This window comes from Pararhodospirillum photometricum DSM 122, assembly GCF_000284415.1.
GTDB lineage: Bacteria > Pseudomonadota > Alphaproteobacteria > Rhodospirillales > Rhodospirillaceae > Pararhodospirillum > Pararhodospirillum photometricum.
In genome coordinates this window covers 3,358,850-3,378,960 of record NC_017059.1, presented here as the reverse complement: position 1 = coordinate 3,378,960, position 20,111 = coordinate 3,358,850, and the positions used below count along the sequence as shown (strand labels likewise).

Annotated in this window: 16 protein-coding genes and 1 pseudogene; 15 read left to right on the top strand and 2 right to left on the bottom strand. The window is 61.8% G+C overall.

Going from position 1 to position 20,111, the window contains the following annotated elements:
• The first annotated feature begins 9 nt into the window (after positions 1-9).
• The 10 genes from RSPPHO_RS15050 (at position 10) to RSPPHO_RS15005 (ending at position 12,058) form a co-directional block, all read left to right on the top strand.
• Positions 10-261 (top strand): acyl carrier protein, encoded by a 252-nt coding sequence (locus RSPPHO_RS15050; protein ID WP_014416075.1) that lies wholly within the window; start codon positions 10-12, stop codon positions 259-261.
• A 45-nt stretch (positions 262-306) separates the two neighbouring features.
• A complete protein-coding gene (locus RSPPHO_RS15045) occupies positions 307-1,515 on the top strand; it encodes a beta-ketoacyl-[acyl-carrier-protein] synthase family protein (protein WP_041795777.1) in 1,209 nt (402 codons plus the stop codon).
• Between the two features lie 165 nt (positions 1,516-1,680).
• Entirely contained in the window at positions 1,681-2,013 is a 333-nt protein-coding gene (locus tag RSPPHO_RS15040; protein ID WP_242390518.1) for an SCP2 sterol-binding domain-containing protein, read from the top strand.
• A gap of 158 nt (positions 2,014-2,171) precedes the next feature.
• The gene (locus tag RSPPHO_RS15035; protein ID WP_014416072.1) at positions 2,172-3,476 is read left to right on the top strand and encodes an OmpP1/FadL family transporter; all 1,305 of its coding nucleotides are present in this window, start codon (positions 2,172-2,174) and stop codon (positions 3,474-3,476) included.
• Positions 3,477-3,730: 254 nt separating this feature from the next.
• Complete coding sequence (locus tag RSPPHO_RS15030) at positions 3,731-5,374, top strand: long-chain-fatty-acid--CoA ligase (protein ID WP_041795773.1); 1,644 nt, start codon at positions 3,731-3,733, stop codon at positions 5,372-5,374.
• A 175-nt stretch (positions 5,375-5,549) separates the two neighbouring features.
• Entirely contained in the window at positions 5,550-5,969 is a 420-nt protein-coding gene (locus RSPPHO_RS15025) for a MerR family transcriptional regulator (RefSeq protein ID WP_041795771.1), read from the top strand.
• Positions 5,970-6,112: 143 nt separating this feature from the next.
• Entirely contained in the window at positions 6,113-7,249 is a 1,137-nt protein-coding gene (locus RSPPHO_RS15020; protein ID WP_041795769.1) for a thiolase family protein, read from the top strand.
• Positions 7,249-9,570, top strand: coding sequence for a 3-hydroxyacyl-CoA dehydrogenase/enoyl-CoA hydratase family protein (locus tag RSPPHO_RS15015; RefSeq protein ID WP_041795767.1), 2,322 nt, complete (start codon positions 7,249-7,251; stop codon positions 9,568-9,570). The genes RSPPHO_RS15020 and RSPPHO_RS15015 overlap by 1 nt, the downstream gene beginning before the upstream one ends.
• 94 nt (positions 9,571-9,664) lie before the next feature.
• On the top strand, positions 9,665-11,449 hold the full coding sequence (locus RSPPHO_RS15010) for an acyl-CoA dehydrogenase C-terminal domain-containing protein (RefSeq protein ID WP_014416066.1): 1,785 nt from the start codon (positions 9,665-9,667) through the stop codon (positions 11,447-11,449).
• Between the two features lie 84 nt (positions 11,450-11,533).
• Entirely contained in the window at positions 11,534-12,058 is a 525-nt protein-coding gene (locus RSPPHO_RS15005) for a thioesterase family protein (protein ID WP_041795761.1), read from the top strand.
• 777 nt (positions 12,059-12,835) lie between these two features.
• On the opposite strand, the pseudogene RSPPHO_RS19380 reads toward RSPPHO_RS15005, so the two are convergent.
• Both RSPPHO_RS19380 and RSPPHO_RS15000 read right to left on the bottom strand, forming a co-directional pair.
• Positions 12,836-13,051 (bottom strand): annotated as a pseudogene (locus RSPPHO_RS19380) (IS1595 family transposase); the annotation flags it as partial.
• A 249-nt stretch (positions 13,052-13,300) separates the two neighbouring features.
• Positions 13,301-14,047, bottom strand: a complete 747-nt coding sequence (locus RSPPHO_RS15000; RefSeq protein ID WP_041797636.1) for an SAM-dependent methyltransferase — start codon at positions 14,045-14,047, stop codon at positions 13,301-13,303.
• Positions 14,048-14,333: 286 nt separating this feature from the next.
• On the opposite strand from RSPPHO_RS15000, the gene RSPPHO_RS20235 reads away from it, so the two are divergent.
• From RSPPHO_RS20235 to RSPPHO_RS14980, 5 genes are read left to right on the top strand one after another with little or no spacing between them, the layout of a single operon-like run.
• Positions 14,334-14,987 carry a toll/interleukin-1 receptor domain-containing protein gene (locus tag RSPPHO_RS20235; RefSeq protein ID WP_157879266.1) on the top strand — a complete coding sequence of 218 codons (654 nt, stop codon included), beginning with the start codon at positions 14,334-14,336 and terminating at the stop codon, positions 14,985-14,987.
• An 18-nt stretch (positions 14,988-15,005) separates the two neighbouring features.
• Complete coding sequence (locus tag RSPPHO_RS18160; protein WP_081581808.1) at positions 15,006-16,484, top strand: tyrosine-protein kinase family protein; 1,479 nt, start codon at positions 15,006-15,008, stop codon at positions 16,482-16,484.
• Positions 16,485-16,515: 31 nt separating this feature from the next.
• Entirely contained in the window at positions 16,516-18,129 is a 1,614-nt protein-coding gene (locus tag RSPPHO_RS19375; RefSeq protein ID WP_014416064.1) for an ABC transporter substrate-binding protein, read from the top strand.
• Complete coding sequence (locus RSPPHO_RS14985) at positions 18,126-19,154, top strand: ABC transporter permease (protein ID WP_197535617.1); 1,029 nt, start codon at positions 18,126-18,128, stop codon at positions 19,152-19,154. Before RSPPHO_RS19375 ends, RSPPHO_RS14985 begins: the two co-directional genes overlap by 4 nt.
• Positions 19,151-20,056, top strand: coding sequence for an ABC transporter permease (locus tag RSPPHO_RS14980; RefSeq protein WP_014416062.1), 906 nt, complete (start codon positions 19,151-19,153; stop codon positions 20,054-20,056). The genes RSPPHO_RS14985 and RSPPHO_RS14980 overlap by 4 nt, the downstream gene beginning before the upstream one ends.
• Positions 20,057-20,111 lie beyond the last annotated feature (55 nt).

The window sequence follows — 20,111 nt, the reverse complement described above, 5'->3', positions numbered from 1 at the left end:
GGTCGAGCCATGAGTGACATTGAAAACAAGATCTACGATATTATCGTCGAAAAGACGGCGGTGGAGCGCGACCGTCTGAGCCGGGATGCTCGCCTGGGAGACCTCAGCATTTCCTCTCTCGATTTTGTCGAGATCGTTTTTGCGGTTGAGGAAACCTTCGATATCGAGGTCCCGTATAACGCCAATACCCAGGATCAAGACTTCAAGACCCTCGGCGACATTGTTGCCGCCGTTGAGGCCCTGGTCGCCGCGCGCGATTAGCACCAAGCCAAAGACAGCTTTTTGCAGGAAAGAGGGGAGAAGGGCATGCGCCGTGTTGTCGTAACGGGGATGGGCGTGGTCTCCGCCATCGGCGCTTCGGTGCCGGCCTTTCAGGCGGCCTTGGCCGAGGCCCGCGGGGGCATCGGGCCCATCGAGACCATCGGCACCGAGCGCTTGACCATCCGCACCGCCGCCGAGGTCAAGGGGTTCGTCCCCGAGGAACGCTTCACCAGCACCGAGTTGACCGTTCTCGATCGCTTCTCCCAGTTTGCCGTGTTGGCCGGGCGCGAGGCCTGGGCCATGAGTGGCCTGACGCTGACGCCGCAAACGGCGGTGCGGGCCGCGTGCATCATCGGCTCCGGCGCCGGCGGGCAACTGACCATCGAGGAAGGGTTCCGCCGCCTCTATGAAGAGGGCAAGCACCGGGTGCCGCCCTTTACGGTGCCGCGCTACATGAGCAGTGCTGCCGTCAGTCAGGTGAGCATGGACCTCGGGCTTCAGGGGCCCTCGTTTGGGGTGTCGAGCGCCTGCGCAACCGCCACCCATGCCATCGGTCTCGGCTTCCACATGGTGCGCGGCGGTCTTGCCGACATCGCCGTGGTGGGCGGCGCCGAGGCGCCCATCTCCATGGGCTGCGTCAAGTCCTGGGAGGCCTTGCGCGTGGTTGCTAAGGACACCTGTCGTCCCTTCTGCAAGGACCGCAGCGGTATGGTCCTGGGCGAAGGGGCCGGTGTCTTTGTGTTGGAGACCCTGGAGGCCGCCCAAGCGCGAGGCGCCACGATTCTTGCCGAGGTCGTGGGCTTTGGCATGAGCGCCGATGCCGGCGACCTGCTTAGTCCCTCCATGGAGGGGGCGGGCCGCGCCATGCAGGCCGCGCTTGACGATGCCGGCCTTGCTCCCGAGGCGGTGGGCTATATCAACGCCCATGGGACCGGGACCGCCGCTAACGACGGCGTGGAGACCAAGGCGATTCATCATGTGTTTGGCGAGCATGCCAAGGCACTGATGGTTTCTTCCACCAAGTCTTTCCACGGCCATGCCTTGGGGGCGTCGGGGGCGATTGAATTGGTCGCCACGGTGTTTGCCCTGCAAACCGGGGTGATCCCGCCGACCTTGAACTATACGACGCCCGATCCCGAGTGTGATCTGGACTATGTGCCCAATACTCCGCGTCAGGCGGTGGTCGATGTGGCGTTGTCCAATTCGTTTGCTTTTGGGGGCTTGAACGCGGTGTTGGCGCTGCGCCGCTTCTAAAAGGAAGGCTGGGGAGGCGGGCCTTCCCAGGCCCCTCGCCCATGCTGCGCTGCACTATAGGGCGGGAAAATCACCGCCGTGCTCTTCATGGTTGGACTTGTGGAAACCTTCCGGTAGGATGACGTGCACGACCAGCGAATAACGTTGGCGTTATTCCAGGAAGGCATGTCAATCGGAAGGGGAGAAATGGGCGAAGCAGAAGAACGGCTGCGGGAGGCCTTGCCGCGTTTGGCGCGGCTGGGGGCAGTGGTTTGCCTCGATCTGGGGCCAGAAGGGTGCTGGCGCATTGATGCCCGCACCGCGGCCCCGGTCATGGTGCTCGACGACGATGACGCCCCGGGGGGCGACGACGTCGCGTGCAGTATCCGGCTGACACCGGACAATCTCTTGAAACTGATGGACGGTCGCCTTGACCCGTTGCTGGGGTACAGCATGGGAAAAATCAAGGTGAGCGGGTCCAAGGGCGTGGCCATGAAGTTGGTTGGCGTTCTGGCGTGAGGGTACCCTGGTCGTCAGGAGGATGACGGGGAATTGGTGCCAGCGCCTAACGTTGACGTTCACGTTATGCAGTTGACGTCAACGTCATCATGGTCTAGGGTCAACGTAACAAGGGCGGCGATCAAACCATAAGGAAACGCCGCGGGAGGAAACCTGAGATGACGATAAGCCAGGAACGCCGGAGGGGATCTCGGCAGGGCGGGGCAGGCGTGGCGCTGGGGGTGCTGGTAGCGGTCGGGATCAGCTCCCAGGCCCAGGCGGCGGGCTTCCAGTTGCGAGAACAAAGCTCCGAGGGGCTGGGCAACGCCTTTGCGGGATCGACGGCCAAGGCCTATAATCTTTCAACGATTTACTATAATCCGGCGGGCATGACGCGCCTCTCGGGCAACCAAACGGCGGGCTCGGCCACCTGGATTGCCCCCGTGTCGAAGTTTAGTGGATCGAACACCTTTGCCAATGGTCGGCAGACCGTAGGCAGTCAAGGCGATGATGCCATTGAAGATGCGGCGGTCGGGGCGACCTACCTGTTTTGGGATGCCAAGCCGGATTTGAAATTTGGTCTGGCCCTGACTTCGCCCTATGGGTTGCGCTCTAATTACGAAAAGGACTGGGTCGGGCGTTACCATGCGTTGGAAAGCTCGATCACCAATATCAACTTGAGCCCGTCCATTGCGTATCGCATCAATGACCAGTTGTCGATTGGTGGGGCGATCCAGTTGGCTTATGTGGATGTCACCTTGTCCCAGGCCTTGAACCTGTCGAGCCTGGGGTTTGCCGATGGCCGCACTAAGGTGAATGGGCACGACTTCGGGGTGGGGTTTGATATCGGGGCCCTGTATGAATTCACGCCGCAAACCCGGGTGGGCGTGAACTGGCGCTCGGAGATGAACTACACGCTGAAGGGCAATGCCGAGTATCGGGTGCCGGCAGCTCTGGCGGCCGCCATGGCAACCTTGCGCGATACCGACGCTCAGGCCGACCTGACCACCCCGGATACGGTGTCGCTGGGTGTTTACCACGAGATCACGCCGCAGTGGGCGGTGATGTCGGATATTGCCTGGACGAACTGGTCGGACTTCGACGACATCAGAATCAAGTACACGGATGGGCGCCCTCAGAGCATTACCGAAGAAAACTGGCGCGATACGTGGTTCTTCTCGGTGGGGACGACCTATCACTTGAATCAGACTCACGCCTTTAACTTCGGCGTGGCGTATGATCAGGGGGCTGTCTACGACAAGTACCGCACGGCTCGTATTCCTGACTCCAACCGCTACTGGGTGTCGGCCGGTTATACCTACGACTTCGGCAATGGCGATAACATCAACCTCGGGTACACCCACATTTTTGCCGATGCAGCCAAGATCAACGAAACCGGATCCGTGGCCAGTGCCGGCACCTTGAGGGGTGAGTATGACAGCCACGTTGATATTTTCAGTGCCAGCTTTGTCTACAAGTTCTGATGTCTCCTGAAGTCGGCGCGTCCGGGTCGTTTTAAACGCGGCGCGCTAGTCCGCAGGGAGGCGCCTCGGTTTGGTTCTGGGGGGCGATGGGGCGGGGCTCGGGAACGCGGGGCCGCCCCCGAGCCCCGCCTGGGGGCGAACGCCTCCAGACCTCTCCTTTTTTGGGTCACTCCAGGAAAAGAGGCCGGGCCGTGGCGCATCGCTCCGTTAAGAAAAAGTCGTCGCTGGACGAGGTTGGACCCGTGAGGAACACCATGCAGCATTCGACGTCCCCCCTTCCCGTTGGGCCCGTGGCCGCCTTGTTCGATCAGGCGGTGCAGGCGTGGCCCGCGCAGCCCGCCGTGGATTTTTTGGGCAAGCGCTATACCTACCGTGAGATGGGCGATCTTGTGAACCGGGCGGCCCGAGGCTTGCAGCAGCTCGGCGTCAGAAAAGGGACGCGCGTCGGCCTTTGTTTGCCCAACACACCGTATTTCGTGATCTTTTATTATGCGATTCTTAAGATTGGCGGAATCGTTGTGAACTATAACCCGCTCTATGTCGAGCGGGAGTTGCGTCATCAAATCGAGGACTCAGGCACCACGGTGATGATCACCCTCGATTTGCGCCAGATCTACCCCAAGGTCGCCACCATGCTGGAGGAGACCTGTCTGGAGCGCATCGTCGTTTGCCCGATGAGTAGCATTTTGCCCTCGGTCAAGGGCCTGCTCTTCCAGGTGATGAAGCGCTCCGAAATGGCCGAGATCCCCCAAGATCTCCGCCACGTGCCCTTCGAGCGCCTGATCGCCAACGATGGCCGGCCCCGCCCGGTCGAGATTACCGCAGACACCGATGTCGCCGTCTTGCAGTACACCGGCGGTACCACCGGCGTGCCCAAGGGTGCCATGTTGAGCCACGCCAACGTGACCGCCAATACCGAGCAGTTGTTCCAGTGGATCCCCGAAGTCCAGCAAGGTGCAGAGCGCATGCTGGGCGTGCTGCCCATGTTCCATGTCTTTGCCATGACCGTGGTCTTGAACCTGGGCGTGCGCGTTGGCGCCGAACTGATCTTGGTGCCGCGCTTCGATCTGGAGCAGGTGCTTAAGCTTATTGGGCGCAAGCGGCCGACCCTGTTCCCCGGTGTGCCCACCCTCTACACCGCTATCAACGGTGCCATGGGGCGGGGGACCTGGGATCTGTCGTCGCTCAAGGTGTGCATTTCCGGCGGCGCCCCCTTGCCCGTCGAGGTGCGATCGCGCTTCGAGACCCTGTCGGGCTGTCGTCTGGTCGAGGGCTATGGCTTGTCTGAATCCTCGCCGGTCGTGACCTGCAATCCTCTTTCGGGCGAGCCCCGGGTGGCCTCGATCGGCCTGCCCATGCCGCGTACTCTGGTCGAGATCCGCGACCCTCTCGCCCCCAAGACCCTGCTGGGGCCCAACGAAAAGGGCGAGCTGTGCGTGCGGGGGCCGCAGGTTATGTTGGGCTACTGGCAGCGCCCCGACGAGACCCGGGATATCTTTATCGATGGCGCCCTTCGCACCGGTGATATCGGTTATTACGATCAGGATGGTTATTTCTACCTCGTCGATCGCATCAAGGACGTGATCCTCTGTGGCGGCTACAACGTCTATCCCCGCGTCGTCGAGGAAGCCCTCTACCGTCATCCGGCGGTCGCCGAGGTGGTGGTGATCGGCATCCCCGACGAGTATCGCGGCCAGGCGCCCAAGGCGTTTGTTCGGTTGCGCGACGGGGCCGAGGCGACGCCCCAGGATCTGCGGGCCTTCCTGACCGATCAGCTCTCGCGCATTGAAATGCCCAAGAGCATCGAAATTCGTGACAGTTTACCCAAAACGATGGTGGGCAAGTTGTCGAAAAAGGAACTGGTGGCCGAGGAAAAGGCGCGGGCCGGGGCGTCCTGATCGCTGTCTTTTTTGTCGCTTAAACCAGCTTTCGGGTTCCGAATACCTCTTAAGAACGATGGAAAGTTCGCCACGATGGCCCTGCCAGCGTCCTGTTCATGTGCTATCAAGGTGACGTTGAGGGAAGCTCGTTTCCCTTTACGTTATCTCGTTGCCCCTGGGAAAATGGACGACCATGGAAAAGATCTACTCGATTACCGAGTTGGCCAAGGCGCTCGATATCACGCCGCGCACGATCCGCTTTTACGAGGATCAAGGCTTGATCGCGCCGCAGCGGGTGGGGACCACCCGGGTCTATTCCCATCGGGACCGGGCGCGGATGATCTTGATCTTGCGAGGCAAGCGGCTGGGGTTTTCGTTGAAGGACATCAAGGAGTACCTCGACCTGTACGACGTGGACACGACCCAGGTCGAGCAACTCCGGGTTTTGGTGAGCAAGGTCCAGGGGCGCATCGCCCATCTGGAGGACCAGCTCAAGACCGTGGAAACCAGTCTCACCGAATTGCGCGACATCGAGCGGGCCAGTCTCGACACGCTGCGCGCCAAGGGGGTGAGCCTGGAAATCGATCCGGCCGAGGTTCAAGACGAGACCTGAGGGGCGGTGATCGCGGCTTGCGTCCTCTGGCCCCGGGGCTGTGCGCCCGGGGAGCCAGGGCCGACGCCCGCGTGCCTCCCGGGGTGTGCGGCCTTGATCCAGACGGCTTTCCTCCCTCTCCCCTTATCCCAGGAGAAGATTCGATGACGAAGGTGGTTGTCGCCGGGTATGTGCGCTCGCCGTTTACCCCCGCCAAGAAAGGGGCCCTGGCCTCGGTGCGCCCGGACGATCTGGCGGCTCAGGTGGTCAAGGGGCTGGTCGAGCGCCTGGGCGTGCCGGGGGCGTCGATTGAAGACCTGTTGCTGGGCTGCGCCTTTCCCGAAGGCGAGCAAGGCCTCAACGTGGCGCGTCTCGTCGGCCTGATGGCCGGCCTGCCCCAGAGTGTGGGCGCCGCCACCCTCAACCGTTTTTGCGGCTCGTCCATGACCTCGGTTCACGTGGCGGCCGGCGCCATCGCGCTGGGCGCGGGCGAGGCATTTGTCTGCGCTGGGGTCGAGAGCATGACCCGGGTGCCCATGATGGGCTTCAACCCCCTGCCCAATCCGGCTTTCGCCGCCCAGATGCCCAGCGCTTACATGGGCATGGGCGATACCGCCGAGGCGGTGGCGGCGCGCTGGTCCATCTCCCGCGCCGACCAGGAGGCCTTTGCCCTGCGCTCGCACCAGCGCGCCTGCGCTGCCGCCGCTGCCGGAAACTTCGCCGACGAGATCGTGACCATCACCGGGCGCAAGGGACGGGTCGAGGTCGATGGCTGTCCGCGCCCCGAGACCACCTTGGAGGGACTGGCCAGCTTGCAGCCCGCCTTCAAGGCCGAGGGCGTGGTGACGGCCGGCACCTCCTCGCCCCTGACCGACGGCGCGGCTGCCGTTCTGGTGTGCTCCGAGGACTACGCCCGGACGCATGGCCTGGAGATTTTGGCGGCGGTCAAGGCGGTGGCGGTGTGCGGCTGCGACCCCGAGATCATGGGCATTGGCCCGGTCGGCGCCACCCGCAAGGCCCTGGAGCGGGCCGGGATCGGTGTTGCCGACCTGGATGTGGTCGAACTCAACGAGGCTTTTGCCAGCCAGGCCCTGGCCTGTATGCACGATCTCAAGCTGTCGTCCGATCAGGTGAACCTGGACGGCGGCGCCATTGCCCTGGGCCATCCCCTGGGCGCCACCGGCGCGCGCATCGTCGGCAAAGCGGCCAGCTTGCTCAAGCGCGAGAAGGGTCGCTACGCCCTGGCGACCCAGTGCATCGGCGGCGGCCAGGGCATCGCCACCATCTTGGAGGCGATGTGATGAGCGACATCCGCAAGGTTGCCGTCTTGGGGGCCGGCGTCATGGGGGCCGGGATCGCCGCCCATGTCGCCAACGCCGGCGTGCCCGTGCTGCTGCTCGATATCGTGCCGCCCGGGGCGGAAAATCGTAACGCCCTGGCCGAGGGCGCGCTGGCCCGGATGCAAAAGGCCGACCCGGCTCCCTTCATGAGCAAGGCCGCCGCTGCCTTGGTCACGCCGGGCAACATCGAGGACCACCTGGAGCAGTTGGCCGACGTTGATTGGATCGTCGAGGCGGTGGTGGAACGCCTGGATGTCAAGCAGGCGCTCTATGCTCGCCTGGAAGCGGTGCGCAAGCCGGGCTCGGTGGTGTCGTCCAATACCTCGACCCTGCCGCTCGCCACCTTGACCGAGGGCCTGCCCCCCAGCTTCGCCCGCGACTTCCTGATCACCCACTTCTTTAACCCGCCGCGCTACATGCGCCTCTTGGAAGTGGTGAGCGGTCCGGCCACCCGGCCCGAGGCGGTGGAGGCCGTCTCGCGCTTTGCCGATGTTCGCCTCGGCAAGAGCGTCGTGCCCTGCAAGGACCGGCCCGGGTTCATTGCCAACCGGCTTGGCGTGTTCTGGCTCCAAGCGGCGGTGGTCGAGGCCTTCGAGCGCGGGCTGGCGGTCGAGGATGTGGACGCGATCATCGGCAAGCCAATGGGCATCCCCAAGACCGGCGTGTTCGGCTTGCTGGATTTGGTGGGCCTTGATCTCATGCCTCATGTCAACGCCAGCCTCGCCGCCGCCCTGCCGTCCGAGGATGCCTTCCACACCTTCAATAAGCCGCTGCCGATCGTCGAGCGCCTGATCGCCGAGGGCTACACCGGCCGCAAGGGCAAGGGCGGCTTCTATCGCATCAACCGCGAGGCGGGGAAGCGCAAGGAAGCCCTTGACCTGACCACCGGCACTTACCGCCCGGCGCGCAAGGCCGATGTCCCGGCTCTGGGCGAGACCCGGCGCTCGGTTGGCGCGCTGCTAGCCCATCCCAGCGCCCACGGCCAGTATGCGTGGCGGGTCATGGGATTGACCCTGGCCTATGCCGCCGCCCTGCTGGGCGATGCCGCCGATGACGTGGCCGCCATCGACGAGGCCATGCGGCTGGGCTACAACTGGAAGTTCGGGCCCTTCGAGCTGATCGACCAGATCGGCCCCGACGTTCTGGCCCAGCGCCTCGCCGCCGAGGGCTTGGCCGTGCCGCCCGCCCTCACCCTGGCCCAGGGGCGGACCTTCTACCGCGACCACGAGGGCCGGCGTCAGCGCCTCGGTCTTGAGGGCGTCTATCACGACCTCGTGCGCCCCGAGGGCGTGCTGTTGCTCCAAGACATCAAGCGCGCCAGCAAGCCGATCTTGAAAAACGGCTCGGCCGCCCTGTGGGACATCGGCGACGGCGTGGCCTGCTTCGAGTTCACCAGCAAGATGAACTCGATCGACCCCGACATCATGGATCTGTTGGGCAAGACGTTGCGCCGGGTCAAAAAGGACTTCAAGGCCCTGGTCATCCACAACGAGGGCAGCAACTTCTCGGTCGGCGCCAACCTGGGCCTCGCCGTGTTTGCCGCCAACATCGCCGCCTGGGGCGAGATCGAAAGCATGGTGTCCCAGGGGCAGGAAACCTACCGCGCCCTGAAGTATGCGCCGTTCCCGGTGGTTGGGGCGCCCTCGGGCATGGCCTTGGGTGGCGGCTGCGAGATCCTCTTGCACTGCGATGCCGTGCAGGCCCATGCCGAAACCTACATGGGCCTCGTCGAGGTGGGCGTTGGGCTGGTGCCGGCCTGGGGCGGCTGTACCGAAATGCTGCACCGCTGGTCCTCCCTGGGCCGTCTGCCCAAGGGACCGATGCCGGCCGTGGGCAAGGTCTTCGAGATCCTGTCCACCGCCACCGTGGCCAAGTCGGCGGCCCAGGCCCAGGAGCTGTTGTTCCTGCGCCCGGGCGACGGCATCACCATGAACCGCGATCGCCTGCTGGCCGACGCCAAGGCCCGCGCCTTGGCCCTGGTCGAGGGCTACACCCCGCCCGAGCGCCCGACGTACACGCTGCCCGGCCCGGCCGCCCACACCGCCATGATGATGGCGGTCGGCTCCTTCCGCCGCCTGGGCAAGGCCACCCCCTATGACGAGGTGGTCTCGGGCGCCCTGGCTGGGGTCCTCTCGGGGGGCGCGACCGACGTGACCGAACCCCTGGACGAGGACGCCCTGCTCACCTTGGAGCGGGATCACTTCATGACCCTGGCCCGCACCCCGGGCACCCTCGCGCGGATCGAAACCATGCTGCTGACCGGAAAACCCTTGCGCAACTGAGCCTCAAGGACCGAGGGGTCTGGGGAGGCCCGCCTCCCCAGCCTTCCCTTGCCGTCCCCCGCTCTGCCTTGCCCCAAGACACAGGAACCTCCCCATGGCCAGCTACCGGGCTCCCCTGCGCGACATGCGCTTTGTCCTCTACGAGTTGATGAATGGCGAAAGCCTCGCCAGCCTCCCCGGGTACGAGGAATTCACCCGCGACCTGATCGACCCCATTTTGGAAGAAGCCGCCAAGGTCTGCGAACAGGTGCTCCATCCCCTCAACCGCTCCGGCGACGAGGAAGGCTGTACCCTGGAAAACGGCGAGGTTCGCACCCCCAAGGGCTTCCGCGAGGCCTACACCACCTTCCGCGAGGGCGGTTGGACGGCCATCGCCTGCGATCCCACCTACGGCGGCCAGGGCCTGCCCAAGAGCGTCAACGTGCTGGTCGAGGAAATGATCTGCGCGGCCAACCTGTCGTTCGGCATGTACCCCGGCCTCAGCCATGGCGCCTATGTTTCCGTGCACGGTCACGGCGACGATGCCCTGAAGGACCTTTATCTGCCCAAACTGGTGGACGGCACCTGGGCCGGCACCATGTGTTTGACCGAGCCCCATTGCGGCACCGACCTTGGCCTGTTGCGCACCAAGGCCCAGCCGCGTGGCGATGGCAGTTACTCCCTGACCGGGACCAAGATTTTCATCTCGGCCGGCGAGCATGACCTGACCGAAAACATCGTCCATCTCGTCTTGGCCCGCCTGCCCGACGCCCCCAAGGGCATCAAGGGGATCAGCCTGTTCCTGGTGCCCAAATTTATCCCCAACCCGGATGGCAGCCTGGGCGCGCGCAACGGCGTGTCGTGCGGCGCCATCGAGCACAAGATGGGCATCAAGGCCTCGGCCACCTGTGTGATGAACTTCGACGACGCCCAGGGCTGGCTGGTCGGCGAGCCGCACAAGGGCATGCGCGCCATGTTCGCCATGATGAACACCGAGCGCTTGTCGGTCGGCATCCAGGGCCTGGGTCTGGCCGAAGCCTCCTATCAAGGCGCCGTGACCTATGCCCGCGAGCGGCTCCAGGGCCGGGCCCTGACCGGCGCCAAGCATCCCGACAAGCCGGCCGATCCCCTTTTGGTTCATCCCGACGTGCGGCGCATGCTGCTGATCCAGCGCGCTACCAACGAGGGCTGCCGTGCCCTGGCCGCCTGGACCGCCCACCAGCTCGACTTGCAAAACCACCATCCCGACCCGGCGGTGCGCCAGGAAGCCGAGGATTTCGTCGCCCTGATGACCCCCATCGTCAAGGCGCTGATGACCGATCTCGGTTTCGAGGCCACCAACCTGGGCGTGCAGGTGTTCGGCGGCCACGGCTACATCCGCGAGCACGGTATGGAGCAGTACGTCCGCGATTGCCGGATCGCCCAGATCTACGAAGGCACCAACGGCATCCAGGCCCTTGATCTCGTTGGCCGCAAGCTGGCCGCCAATGCCGGGCGCTCGCTGCGCCGTTTCTTCCACCCGGTTTCGGCCTTCTTGGAGGCCAAGGGTGAAGATGAGGCCATGGCTGAGTTGGTGCAGCCCTTGGCCAAGGCTTTCGTGCGGCTGCAACAAGCTACGGCCCAGGTGGCGCGCGCCGGTCTTGCCAATCCCGACGAGGCCGGGGCGGCGGCCACCGATTATCTGCGGTTGTTTGGTCTGGTGGCGCTGGGCTACCTGTGGGCCCGCATGGCCGAGGTCGCTCTGGCCCATGAGGGGGACGATCCCGATGGCTTCTACCGCGCCAAGGTTGCGACGGCTCGTTTCTATATGGACAAGATCCTGCCGCAGACCGGGGCGTTGTTCTCGTCGCTGATGGCGGGGGCGGGGAGTGTGATGGGGTTTGAGGAGGAGGCGTTTTAGGGGAAGGAAAAAGGAAGGCTGGGGAGGCGAGCCTCCCCAGACCCCTCCATTCCCTTAAAATCCCTCTTCAGGAGGAGAAGGCCCATGAACCTCTGGCTTCGGTTGCTCCGGGTGATCCTGGCCAGTCTGCGCCGTCCGCGGCTGGTCCTTACCGAGGAAAGTGTGCTGGATTTCCGGGTCGTGCCCACCGACCTTGACATCAACATTCACATGAATAACGCCCGCTATCTTGCCTTGATGGATCTGGGTCGGCTGGATCTGATTATCCGTTCCGGCCTGTGGCGCGCCGTGGTCAAGGAACGCTGGTCGCCGGTGCTGGGGGGCTGCATTGTCCAGTTTCGTCGGCCCCTGCGCCCGTTCCAGCGCTTTGTCCTCAAGAGCCGCATGCTCTCCTGGGACGACAAGTGGGTGTATATCGACCACCGCGTGGAGTCCGAGGGCGCGCTGGTCTGTTATGCCATGGTGCGCGGTGCCTTCGTCGGCCGGGGTGGGGTSMGATCCCGCCGGCCCGTAGGTCGTGGCCCGTACCGCCCTTTACCGGTCCCCACGCCGCCGTTGCCCCCTTGGGCCCAGGCGTGGAGTAATTTGGCTTATGAATGCAGTATGTAACAGCTACGTTTTCTGCGCCGGGAAGTCTTCTTCTGTCTCCAATTGGGTAATTTATACGGTTGATATTGCTATCAATGAATTTTGCCACTAAAAGCTTAGGTCCTCTAGCGCCTTTTTCTGATAGATATTTTATAAAGGGAATTACGTTGTTCGAATTGCATTGATTGCCGCCCTGAAGGTGGTAAATCGCAAGATCCAATGAATCTAAGAATAAGTTGCTGTCAATCTGGATGTTGCTAAGATAGTAAATCGGGTCCTGATACCCTTCTGTTGGGCGCATGATGCTTGCTATAGCGCTAGAAATCAAAAACGCGTCATGATATTTTGGATCATCCTTAGTGAGGTTCACAATATTTTTAATTTTATCAATGTTATTAGAATTTCTGGCATTAAAAATCATGGTTCGATAGTCTGGTTGCAGACTAAAATAATTATATAACTCTTTGCATCCAAGAAAAATACCAATAAAAAGACCTATTGCTTCAAAAAATTTATAGGCGGTGTTCTGATTGACAAAAAAATTGTAACAAATAGACAGAAGTACTCGCATTTTAATCGCAATTTTTTTTATGAAACTTTTTGTTTTTCCCAATAGTGTTGCGAGTGTTGACATCGGTGTCTCTCTTTCAGGGTCCGTTCCAAAAGTGACGTTGGTCTCGAGATCCGAGATGTGTCCGTCGAACTTAGCTAAGTACTAAATTTGATTCATTATCCACGTTTACAATTTTTTCGGAAAAAAATCAACCGGAAAGATTATCCAAAGCACGCTGTGCGTGCTTATTCCTTTACTGCCGGCGTGATCAACCCCTTATAGGGGATGGTGTGAAGTGCGAGGTCTACCCAGCAGGGTGCGGAACGCGGTATGTGCGGTTTTGCGTCGGTTGAAGTGGAAGGCAAATTTGTAGAGGAAGAATTGGAGGTGCTGGCGACGAGACCATGGTAGACGCCGAGTCTCCAGGTCTTGAGGGTGGAGATGACGCGGTGAACCCAGGGGGGGCGACATGGGGTCATGGTGTCGATCAGAGGGGCGCTTTCGGTAACATTGGCCTTGATGAACGGATGTAGGCTGGCCGGCCGGCGAGGCATCGGCGATCATGCCGAGGGCAGGCGGTCCCGGCACCTTGTGGTCGGTAAACTTGACGCCGCGCAGGCGAATTCATTCACACGAATGATCTCAGCTTTCGCGGCAAGTCCTGAGGGTATGGGGGCGGGAAGTTGTAAGAAGCTTCCCGCCCTGGGCTCTCAGCGTGCCATGAGGACGAAGACGCCCCAGCCCAGATAGTCTCGGCCGTAGCGGGTGTAGCGTTCGGGGGACGAGGTAAGTTCGGCGCGGACTTCGGGGGCGAAGGTGTCGGTGGGATGGGCGTCGAGCCAGCGGCGCATCGTCAGCCATTTGGTGGCTTCGTAGCGGTCCCAGCTTTCCGGGCTGGCCAGGACCATTTCCACCACATCGTAGTTGAGGCGGCCGAACGACGCGATAAGGTCGGGCAGCACAAGAAAATCGGCGAGGGACGAGGCGCGGCAGCCCTGGGCGATCGCGTCGCTGGGGGGCAGATGCCGCCAGTAGGGTTCGCCGATGAGCAAGAGGCCGCCCGGGCGCAGGCTTTGCGACAACAGCGCCACGGTGCCCTCGACCCCGCCGCCGATCCACGTGGCGCCAACGCAGGCCGCCACCTCGACCTTTTCCTCGGCGACGTAACCGGCCGCATCGGCATGGTGGAAGGTGACTTTGTCGGCGACGCCCAGCTCCCGCGCCCGCTGTTGCGCCTGCTCGGTGAACAGCGGGCTCAGGTCGATCCCGGTGCCGCGAATGTCATGGTCGCGGGCCCACGTGCACAGCATCTCCCCCGACCCGCTGGCCAAGTCGAGCACGCGCGTTCCCGGTGCCATCCGCAGCGCCGTGCCCAGGGTGGCCAGTTGCTCTGCGGTCAGGGGGTTGTGGATGCGATGAGCGCTTTCGCTCACCGTGAAGATCCGCGGAATGTCCACTGTCATAAGCCCTTGTCGATCACGTGTTGCTGGGAGGAAGGCGTCGGGGAAAGGTGTTGGGGGGCGTGTATCGTCCGTGAGTGTGCTGATGGGAAGGGGGCTCGTCTCCTAGATCCCTTGTTTCTGAGGAAGAGAAGCTCGGCTCCGTGAGTCTCGTCAAGGGAAGGCGAAAGTAGAGTGCGCAACTTTAGATAATCAATTTGACAAAATATTATTTTTACGATAACCGATTATGGGGAGTGCTTTAAGCTGCCATGGGTTTGGTTCTTTGTCTTGAGAGGGGACAATGAGTGATCAAAATAAACCTCCGTTTAGAATAAGAGAAGATTATGTTTATCATGCTTTTATAAGTTATAAGCGGGGAGATCTTTTGCATGGTTGGTTGAGGACGCATTTTTATAAAGAATTAAAATCACGACTAACTGACGTGATGGGGGAAGAGGCAAAAATATTCGTTGACTATGACGTTGAGGTTGGTTTAGTCCCAAGTAATGCACTGTTGGAGTGCTTGTATCACTCAAGATGTCTTGTTTCAATTTGTGGTGATGCTTATTTTAGATCGCCGTGGTGTTCCGTTGAGTGGAGGACGTTCGAGGCGAGGGATCTTTCAAACGGTGATATCAATTTGAGTAAGGACGGGAAAAATTACACGCTTAAAAGGATTTTTCCCATCAGGTGGCAGGATTGTATTGCAAATCCGTTGGTTTCCGGGCCGAATGGCAGAGTATGCTATGATTTTAGAGAATATCGACATTCCCACGAAAGCTGGAGCAAACATGAAACATATATAGACTTTCAAAAGGATGTAGACTGTCTTGCTGAACGTATTTCTGCTCTGGTCGACGGAATAGAACCGTTGAGTGCGGTGGGGAGTTGGGTAAATCCGCTCTATTGTCCTCTCCTTAATACAACTCCAGAGGAATTTCCTTTTAAGCTGTAAAGGGAGAGGGGCGAGTAGATGGGAATGGTACTGACTTTTTATTCGTATAAAGGGGGCGTGGGGCGCTCAATGGCGTTGGCCAATGTGGCGTTTTTGCTGGCTTGTTGGGGCCGGAAGGTCTTGACCGTTGATTTCGATCTGGAAGCTCCTGGGCTTGAGCACTATTGGGCGGGCCTCAAGAAAGATTTTGAGCGAAAATATCGACCTGGAGTCGTTGATCTCCTGTGTTCTTTCCGGGATAGGAAAGAGACTTGTTGGAGAGACTGTTTAATTTCTATAGATGTTCCCGTTAACGTAAAAGGTGAAGGTTTTCTTCACTTCATTTCGGCGGGTAGAGAAACAAATGACTATATTAAACTGGTTCAATCTTTGAATTATGATGTTCTTTTTGATGATGAAGAGATAAGTTTTGGTCAGTCTCTTCTCAGAATGAGGCAGGAATGGTTGGAAAGCTATGATTTTATTTTGATTGATAGTCGGACGGGGATTTCCGATGTCGGCGGCATTTGCACGATCATCTTCCCGGATATCCTGGTTGCAATCTTTACGGCCAACAAACAGAGCGTTCTGGGGTGTGCGGAGGTGATCCGCCGGGCGCGGTCGGCTCAAGAAAAACTGCCCGAGGACCGTCGGTTTCTTCGAGCGCTGCCACTCCTCAGTCGGGATGATCGTCGAGCTGAGGGAGATCAATCCGAGGAGTGGAGGATAAAAATTGCAGGAGAAATCGAAGAACTCTTTCGGGGGTGGTTGTGGGAGAGCGGCAAGGCAAAAAAAGTTCTCGATGGTCTTTACCTGCCCTATGTGGCCCGTTGGAGTTTTGGTGAAAAGCTTTCTGTCCACGAGCGTCCCTCCGAGCTCAATGACCCTGGATCCTTGAGCGCGGCTTATGCTCGACTTGCCCGCCTGATCGACGCCGATTTGGAGTGGGATCTTGTTGAGCCGGCCGTGATCTCCAGTCCAGGCGACCAAGCAGAGGACCTCCAGTCTCGGGGGGAAAATCTTCCGGCTCCCAAAGAAATCAGGGAGGGGGATCACAGGGAGAGTTCAGAGAGAGCTGATGCGGACACTCTTGCTCAGATGAGTCGTGAAATCACGAGTTTAATTTCTGGTAAAGATTATGAAAATGATAAAGACTATAAAAATACTAAAGACCTCTTGGAAGAGGTTTTTGAGGTGTGCCTAGCAAAGTACGGCCCCTCAGACCAGAAGACGCTGGAAGCCATGGGGAGTTTGGCCGATTTTCATTGGAATCGAATGGACAAGGAGCAGGCGCAATACTGGGTTCGTAGAGGTCTGTTGGTCCTTAGAGAGGCCTCTTCCACTTCTCAGGCTGCCGAGGAGTTGAGGGGGCGAGCTGTCCCCATGGGGGTGTTGCTGAACGAAGATCCCTCTATGTCTACAGCTTTTGCGGGTTTCTTGCCGGAGCAGTTCCCTCCCTTTCCTGTGACAAACCAGTTGCCGCCCCGGCACGGAAGCTTCACCTTCCCGGAGGGATGAAGGGACTGGTCGTGCGCCCGGGGAGAGCCTGATGATCCGTGTCGGCGGTTTGCGTTGCTTGGTGCTCTGTGCCGGTTTGATGGTTGGACTGGGGGGAGGGGGGCAGGCGGTCGAGGCGCGTACCCCGCCCGACATGGCGGTCATCGCTTGGCAGCTCGATGAACTGATGAGCCTGGATCCGGCCGAGGCCTACGAGTTCTCTGGCGCCGAAATCGCGGCCAACGTCTATGACCGGCTGGTCTATTACAACATCGACAATCCCGAGGAGATCCGGGGCGGCATTGCCGAGCGCTGGGAGATCAGCGCCGATGGCCGCACCTTTACCTTTCACATCCGTGATGGCGTGCGCTTTCACTCGGGCACCCCGGTCACTGCCGCCGACGTGGCATGGTCGCTGCACCGTGTTGTTCGGCTGAACAAGGGGCCAGCGTTTATCCTCACCCAGTTCGGCCTGACCCCCGACACGGTGGCCGATAAGGTGCGGGCCCTTGATGACCGAACCCTGGTGCTGGAGACCGACCGCCGCTTTGCCCCCAGCTTTGTGTTGAACGGCTTGGGCTCTTGGGTCAGCTCGGTGCTTGACCGGCAAACCATCCTGACCCACGAGGAAAACGGCGATCTTGGCAACGGCTGGCTCAAGACCCACACCGCCGGCTCGGGGCCATTCATGCTCGGGGTGTGGCGGCCCAACGAGATGGTTTTGCTCCAGCGCTTTGACGGCTACTGGCAAGGGGCGCCGGCCATGAAGCGCATCGCCTTGCGCCATGTGCCGGAGAGCGGGGCGCAACGCCTGATGCTGGAAAAGGGCGATGCCGACATTGCCCGCAACCTGTCGCCCGACGACCAAGCGGCCCTGGCCCGCACCGAGGGGGTGAGCCTGCGCCGCGTGCCCCAGAGCGCCCTCTATTACCTCGGTCTCAACCAGAAAAACCCGTATTTGGCCAAGCCCGAGGTGCGCGAGGCCCTGCGCTGGCTGGTGGATTACGACGGCATCGAGCGCGCTATTCTCCAGGGCTCGAAAAAGCCGCACCAAACCTTCCTGCCCGAGGGCTTCCCCGGGGCGCTTGACGAGACTCCCTATCACCTGGACCTGGACAAGGCCCGCGCCCTGCTGGCCCAGGCCGGCCTTGCTCAGGGGTTTCCCGTGAGCATGGAGGTGCGCAACACGTCGCCCACCGCCGATATTGCCCAGGTGTTGCAAGCAACCTGGGCGCAGGTGGGCATTCGTTTGGAAATCCGGCCCGGCGATAACAAGCAGACTCTCACCCGCTATCGCGCCCGTCAGCACGATATCTATATCGGCCGCTGGGCCCCCGATTACCTCGACCCCCACGGCAACGCCCAGGGCTTTGTCTGGAACCCCGACAACAGCGACAGCAGCCCCACCACCTTGCTGGCGTGGCGCAACAGTTGGGTGATTCCCGAATTGACCGCGCGCACCGAAGCCGCCCTGGCCGAGCCCGATCCCGAGGCGCGGCGCCAGCGCTATCAGGACTTACAGCGCGCGGTTCTGGCCGACTCCCCCTATGTCATCATGTTCCAGGACATCGCGGTGATTGCCGAGCGGGCCGGGGTGCGGGGCTTTGCGGTCGGGCCGAACTTCGATGTGGTCTACTACCGTGGCTTGATCAAGGGCGGATCGTGACCCCAGGACGCGGACGGATCCACGGCGCGGCGCGGGGGCTGGCCTCGATCCTGGTCACGCTGCTTGGCTTGCTGGCGGTGACGTTCGTTATTGGCCGGGTGGTGCCGGTCGATCCCGCCCTGACCCTGGTCGGCGACCGGGCCGGGGGCGAGATTCTGGCGGCGGCCCGGGCCCAGTGGGGCTTCGACCAACCGCTGTGGCGTCAGTTTCTGAGCTATGGGGCGGCGGTGTTCCAGGGCGACTTGGGGACCTCGATCCTGACCGGGCGGCCGGTGCTGGAAGACGTGGCGCGGGTGTTTCCCGCCACCTTGGAACTGGCAAGCGTGGCCCTGGCGCTGGGGGTGGGGCTGGGGGTCCCAGCCGGGGTCCTTGCCGCGTGGCACCAGGGGCGCTGGATCGACCAGGGGCTGCGGTTGTTCGGCTTGCTGGGCTATTCCGTGCCGGTGTTCTGGCTGGGCCTGATGGGCTTGGCGGTGTTTTATGCCCGGCTCGACTGGGTGCCGGGGCCGGGGCGGCTTGATGTGCTCTACGAAGGCTTGGTGGCTCCGCGCACCGGCGTGTTGGTGCTGGATGCCCTGCTGGCCGGCGAGCCCGAGGTGGCGCGCAATGCCCTGGCCCACTTGGTCCTGCCCGCCGGCATTCTCGGCCTGTTCAGCATGGCCTCGCTGTGCCGCATGACCCGCAGTCTGATGCTGGAGCAACTGCGCCAGGAGTATATCTTGACCGCTCGGCTCAAGGGTCTGTCCGAGGCCCGGGTGGTGTGGCGGCACGCCCTGGGCAACGCCGCCGTGCCCCTGGTTACGGTGATTGCTCTGTCCTATGCCTCCTTGCTGGAGGGCTCGGTGTTGACCGAAATCGTGTTTTCCTGGCCCGGCCTTGGCTTTTACATCACCAATTCCCTGTTGAACGCCGACATGAATGCGGTGTTGGGCGGGACCTTGGTGGTCGGCGTGGTGTTTATCGGGCTCAATAGGCTGTCCGATGCGCTCTATCGCTGGCTTGATCCCCGGACCCGTCTCGAATGAGCCCACCGCGCGCTTGGCTGTTTACCGATCCCCCCACCTCCCGCGTGCAGGCCGACCTCGGGCGGCTGGCCCGGGGCGCACGACGCCTGGGACGCCAGCCGCTGGCCATGGCCGGGCTTGGCGTCCTGGTCGTTTTGGTCCTGCTGGCCTTTGTGGGACCGGCCTTGGCGCCGCAGGATCCGGCGGCCCAGGATCTAGCGGCGCGTTTGCTGCCGCCCGGGACCCCGGGCCATCCCCTGGGTACCGACGAACTGGGCCGCGACATGCTCTCGCGCCTGCTGTGCGGGGCGCGGCCCACCCTGGGGATCGTCGGGTTGGTGGCGATCAGTGTCGCGCCGCTCGGGTTGGTGGTGGGCACCCTGGCCGGTACGGTTGGCGGCCGCCTGGATGCAGTGCTCATGCGCCTGACCGATATCTTTCTCGCCTTACCCCGGCTCATCCTGGCCCTGGCCCTGGTCGCCGCCCTGGGACCCGGCTTGGAAAACGCGGTGCTCGCCATCGCGCTGACGTCATGGCCGCCCTATGCCCGCTTGGCGCGGGCTGAAACCCTGGCCGTGCGCCGGGCCGACTATCTGGTTGCCGCCCGGCTGGCCGGTGCCTCAACGGCGCGGCTGGTGGTCCACCACGTCATGCCGATGTGCCTGAGTTCGGTGATCGTGCGGTTGACCCTCGATATGGCCGGGATCATTTTGGCGGCGGCCGGCCTTGGCTTCCTGGGCCTCGGCGCCCAGCCTCCCAGCCCGGAGTGGGGGGCGATGGTGAGTAGCGGCCGCAAGGTGATGCTGGACCACTGGTGGGTGGCCACGGTGCCGGGGGTGGCGATTTTTGTCGTGGCCTTGGCCTTCAACCTGCTGGGGGATGGCTTGCGCGATGTTTTGGATCCGCGAATGGAGGAGCGCTAGTGCCTTGGCTCGGGGAAGAAGGGAAGGCTGGGGAGGCTCGCCTCCCCAGACCCCT

Excerpts from the sequence above, each read along its gene's own strand:
- RSPPHO_RS15030 (WP_041795773.1), top strand. The coding sequence starts at position 3,731 with ATGCAGCATTCGACGTCCCCCCTTCCCGTTGGGCCCGTGGCCGCCTTG.
- RSPPHO_RS15050 (WP_014416075.1), top strand. The coding sequence starts at position 10 with ATGAGTGACATTGAAAACAAGATCTACGATATTATCGTCGAAAAGACG.
- RSPPHO_RS15045 (WP_041795777.1), top strand. The coding sequence starts at position 307 with ATGCGCCGTGTTGTCGTAACGGGGATGGGCGTGGTCTCCGCCATCGGC.
- RSPPHO_RS15035 (WP_014416072.1), top strand. The coding sequence starts at position 2,172 with ATGACGATAAGCCAGGAACGCCGGAGGGGATCTCGGCAGGGCGGGGCA.
- RSPPHO_RS15010 (WP_014416066.1), top strand. The coding sequence starts at position 9,665 with ATGGCCAGCTACCGGGCTCCCCTGCGCGACATGCGCTTTGTCCTCTAC.
- RSPPHO_RS15015 (WP_041795767.1), top strand. The coding sequence starts at position 7,249 with ATGAGCGACATCCGCAAGGTTGCCGTCTTGGGGGCCGGCGTCATGGGG.
- RSPPHO_RS20235 (WP_157879266.1), top strand. The coding sequence starts at position 14,334 with ATGAGTGATCAAAATAAACCTCCGTTTAGAATAAGAGAAGATTATGTT.
- RSPPHO_RS15040 (WP_242390518.1), top strand. The coding sequence starts at position 1,681 with ATGTCAATCGGAAGGGGAGAAATGGGCGAAGCAGAAGAACGGCTGCGG.
- RSPPHO_RS19375 (WP_014416064.1), top strand. The coding sequence starts at position 16,516 with ATGATCCGTGTCGGCGGTTTGCGTTGCTTGGTGCTCTGTGCCGGTTTG.
- RSPPHO_RS18160 (WP_081581808.1), top strand. The coding sequence starts at position 15,006 with ATGGGAATGGTACTGACTTTTTATTCGTATAAAGGGGGCGTGGGGCGC.
- RSPPHO_RS14980 (WP_014416062.1), top strand. The coding sequence starts at position 19,151 with ATGAGCCCACCGCGCGCTTGGCTGTTTACCGATCCCCCCACCTCCCGC.
- RSPPHO_RS15025 (WP_041795771.1), top strand. The coding sequence starts at position 5,550 with ATGGAAAAGATCTACTCGATTACCGAGTTGGCCAAGGCGCTCGATATC.
- RSPPHO_RS15020 (WP_041795769.1), top strand. The coding sequence starts at position 6,113 with ATGACGAAGGTGGTTGTCGCCGGGTATGTGCGCTCGCCGTTTACCCCC.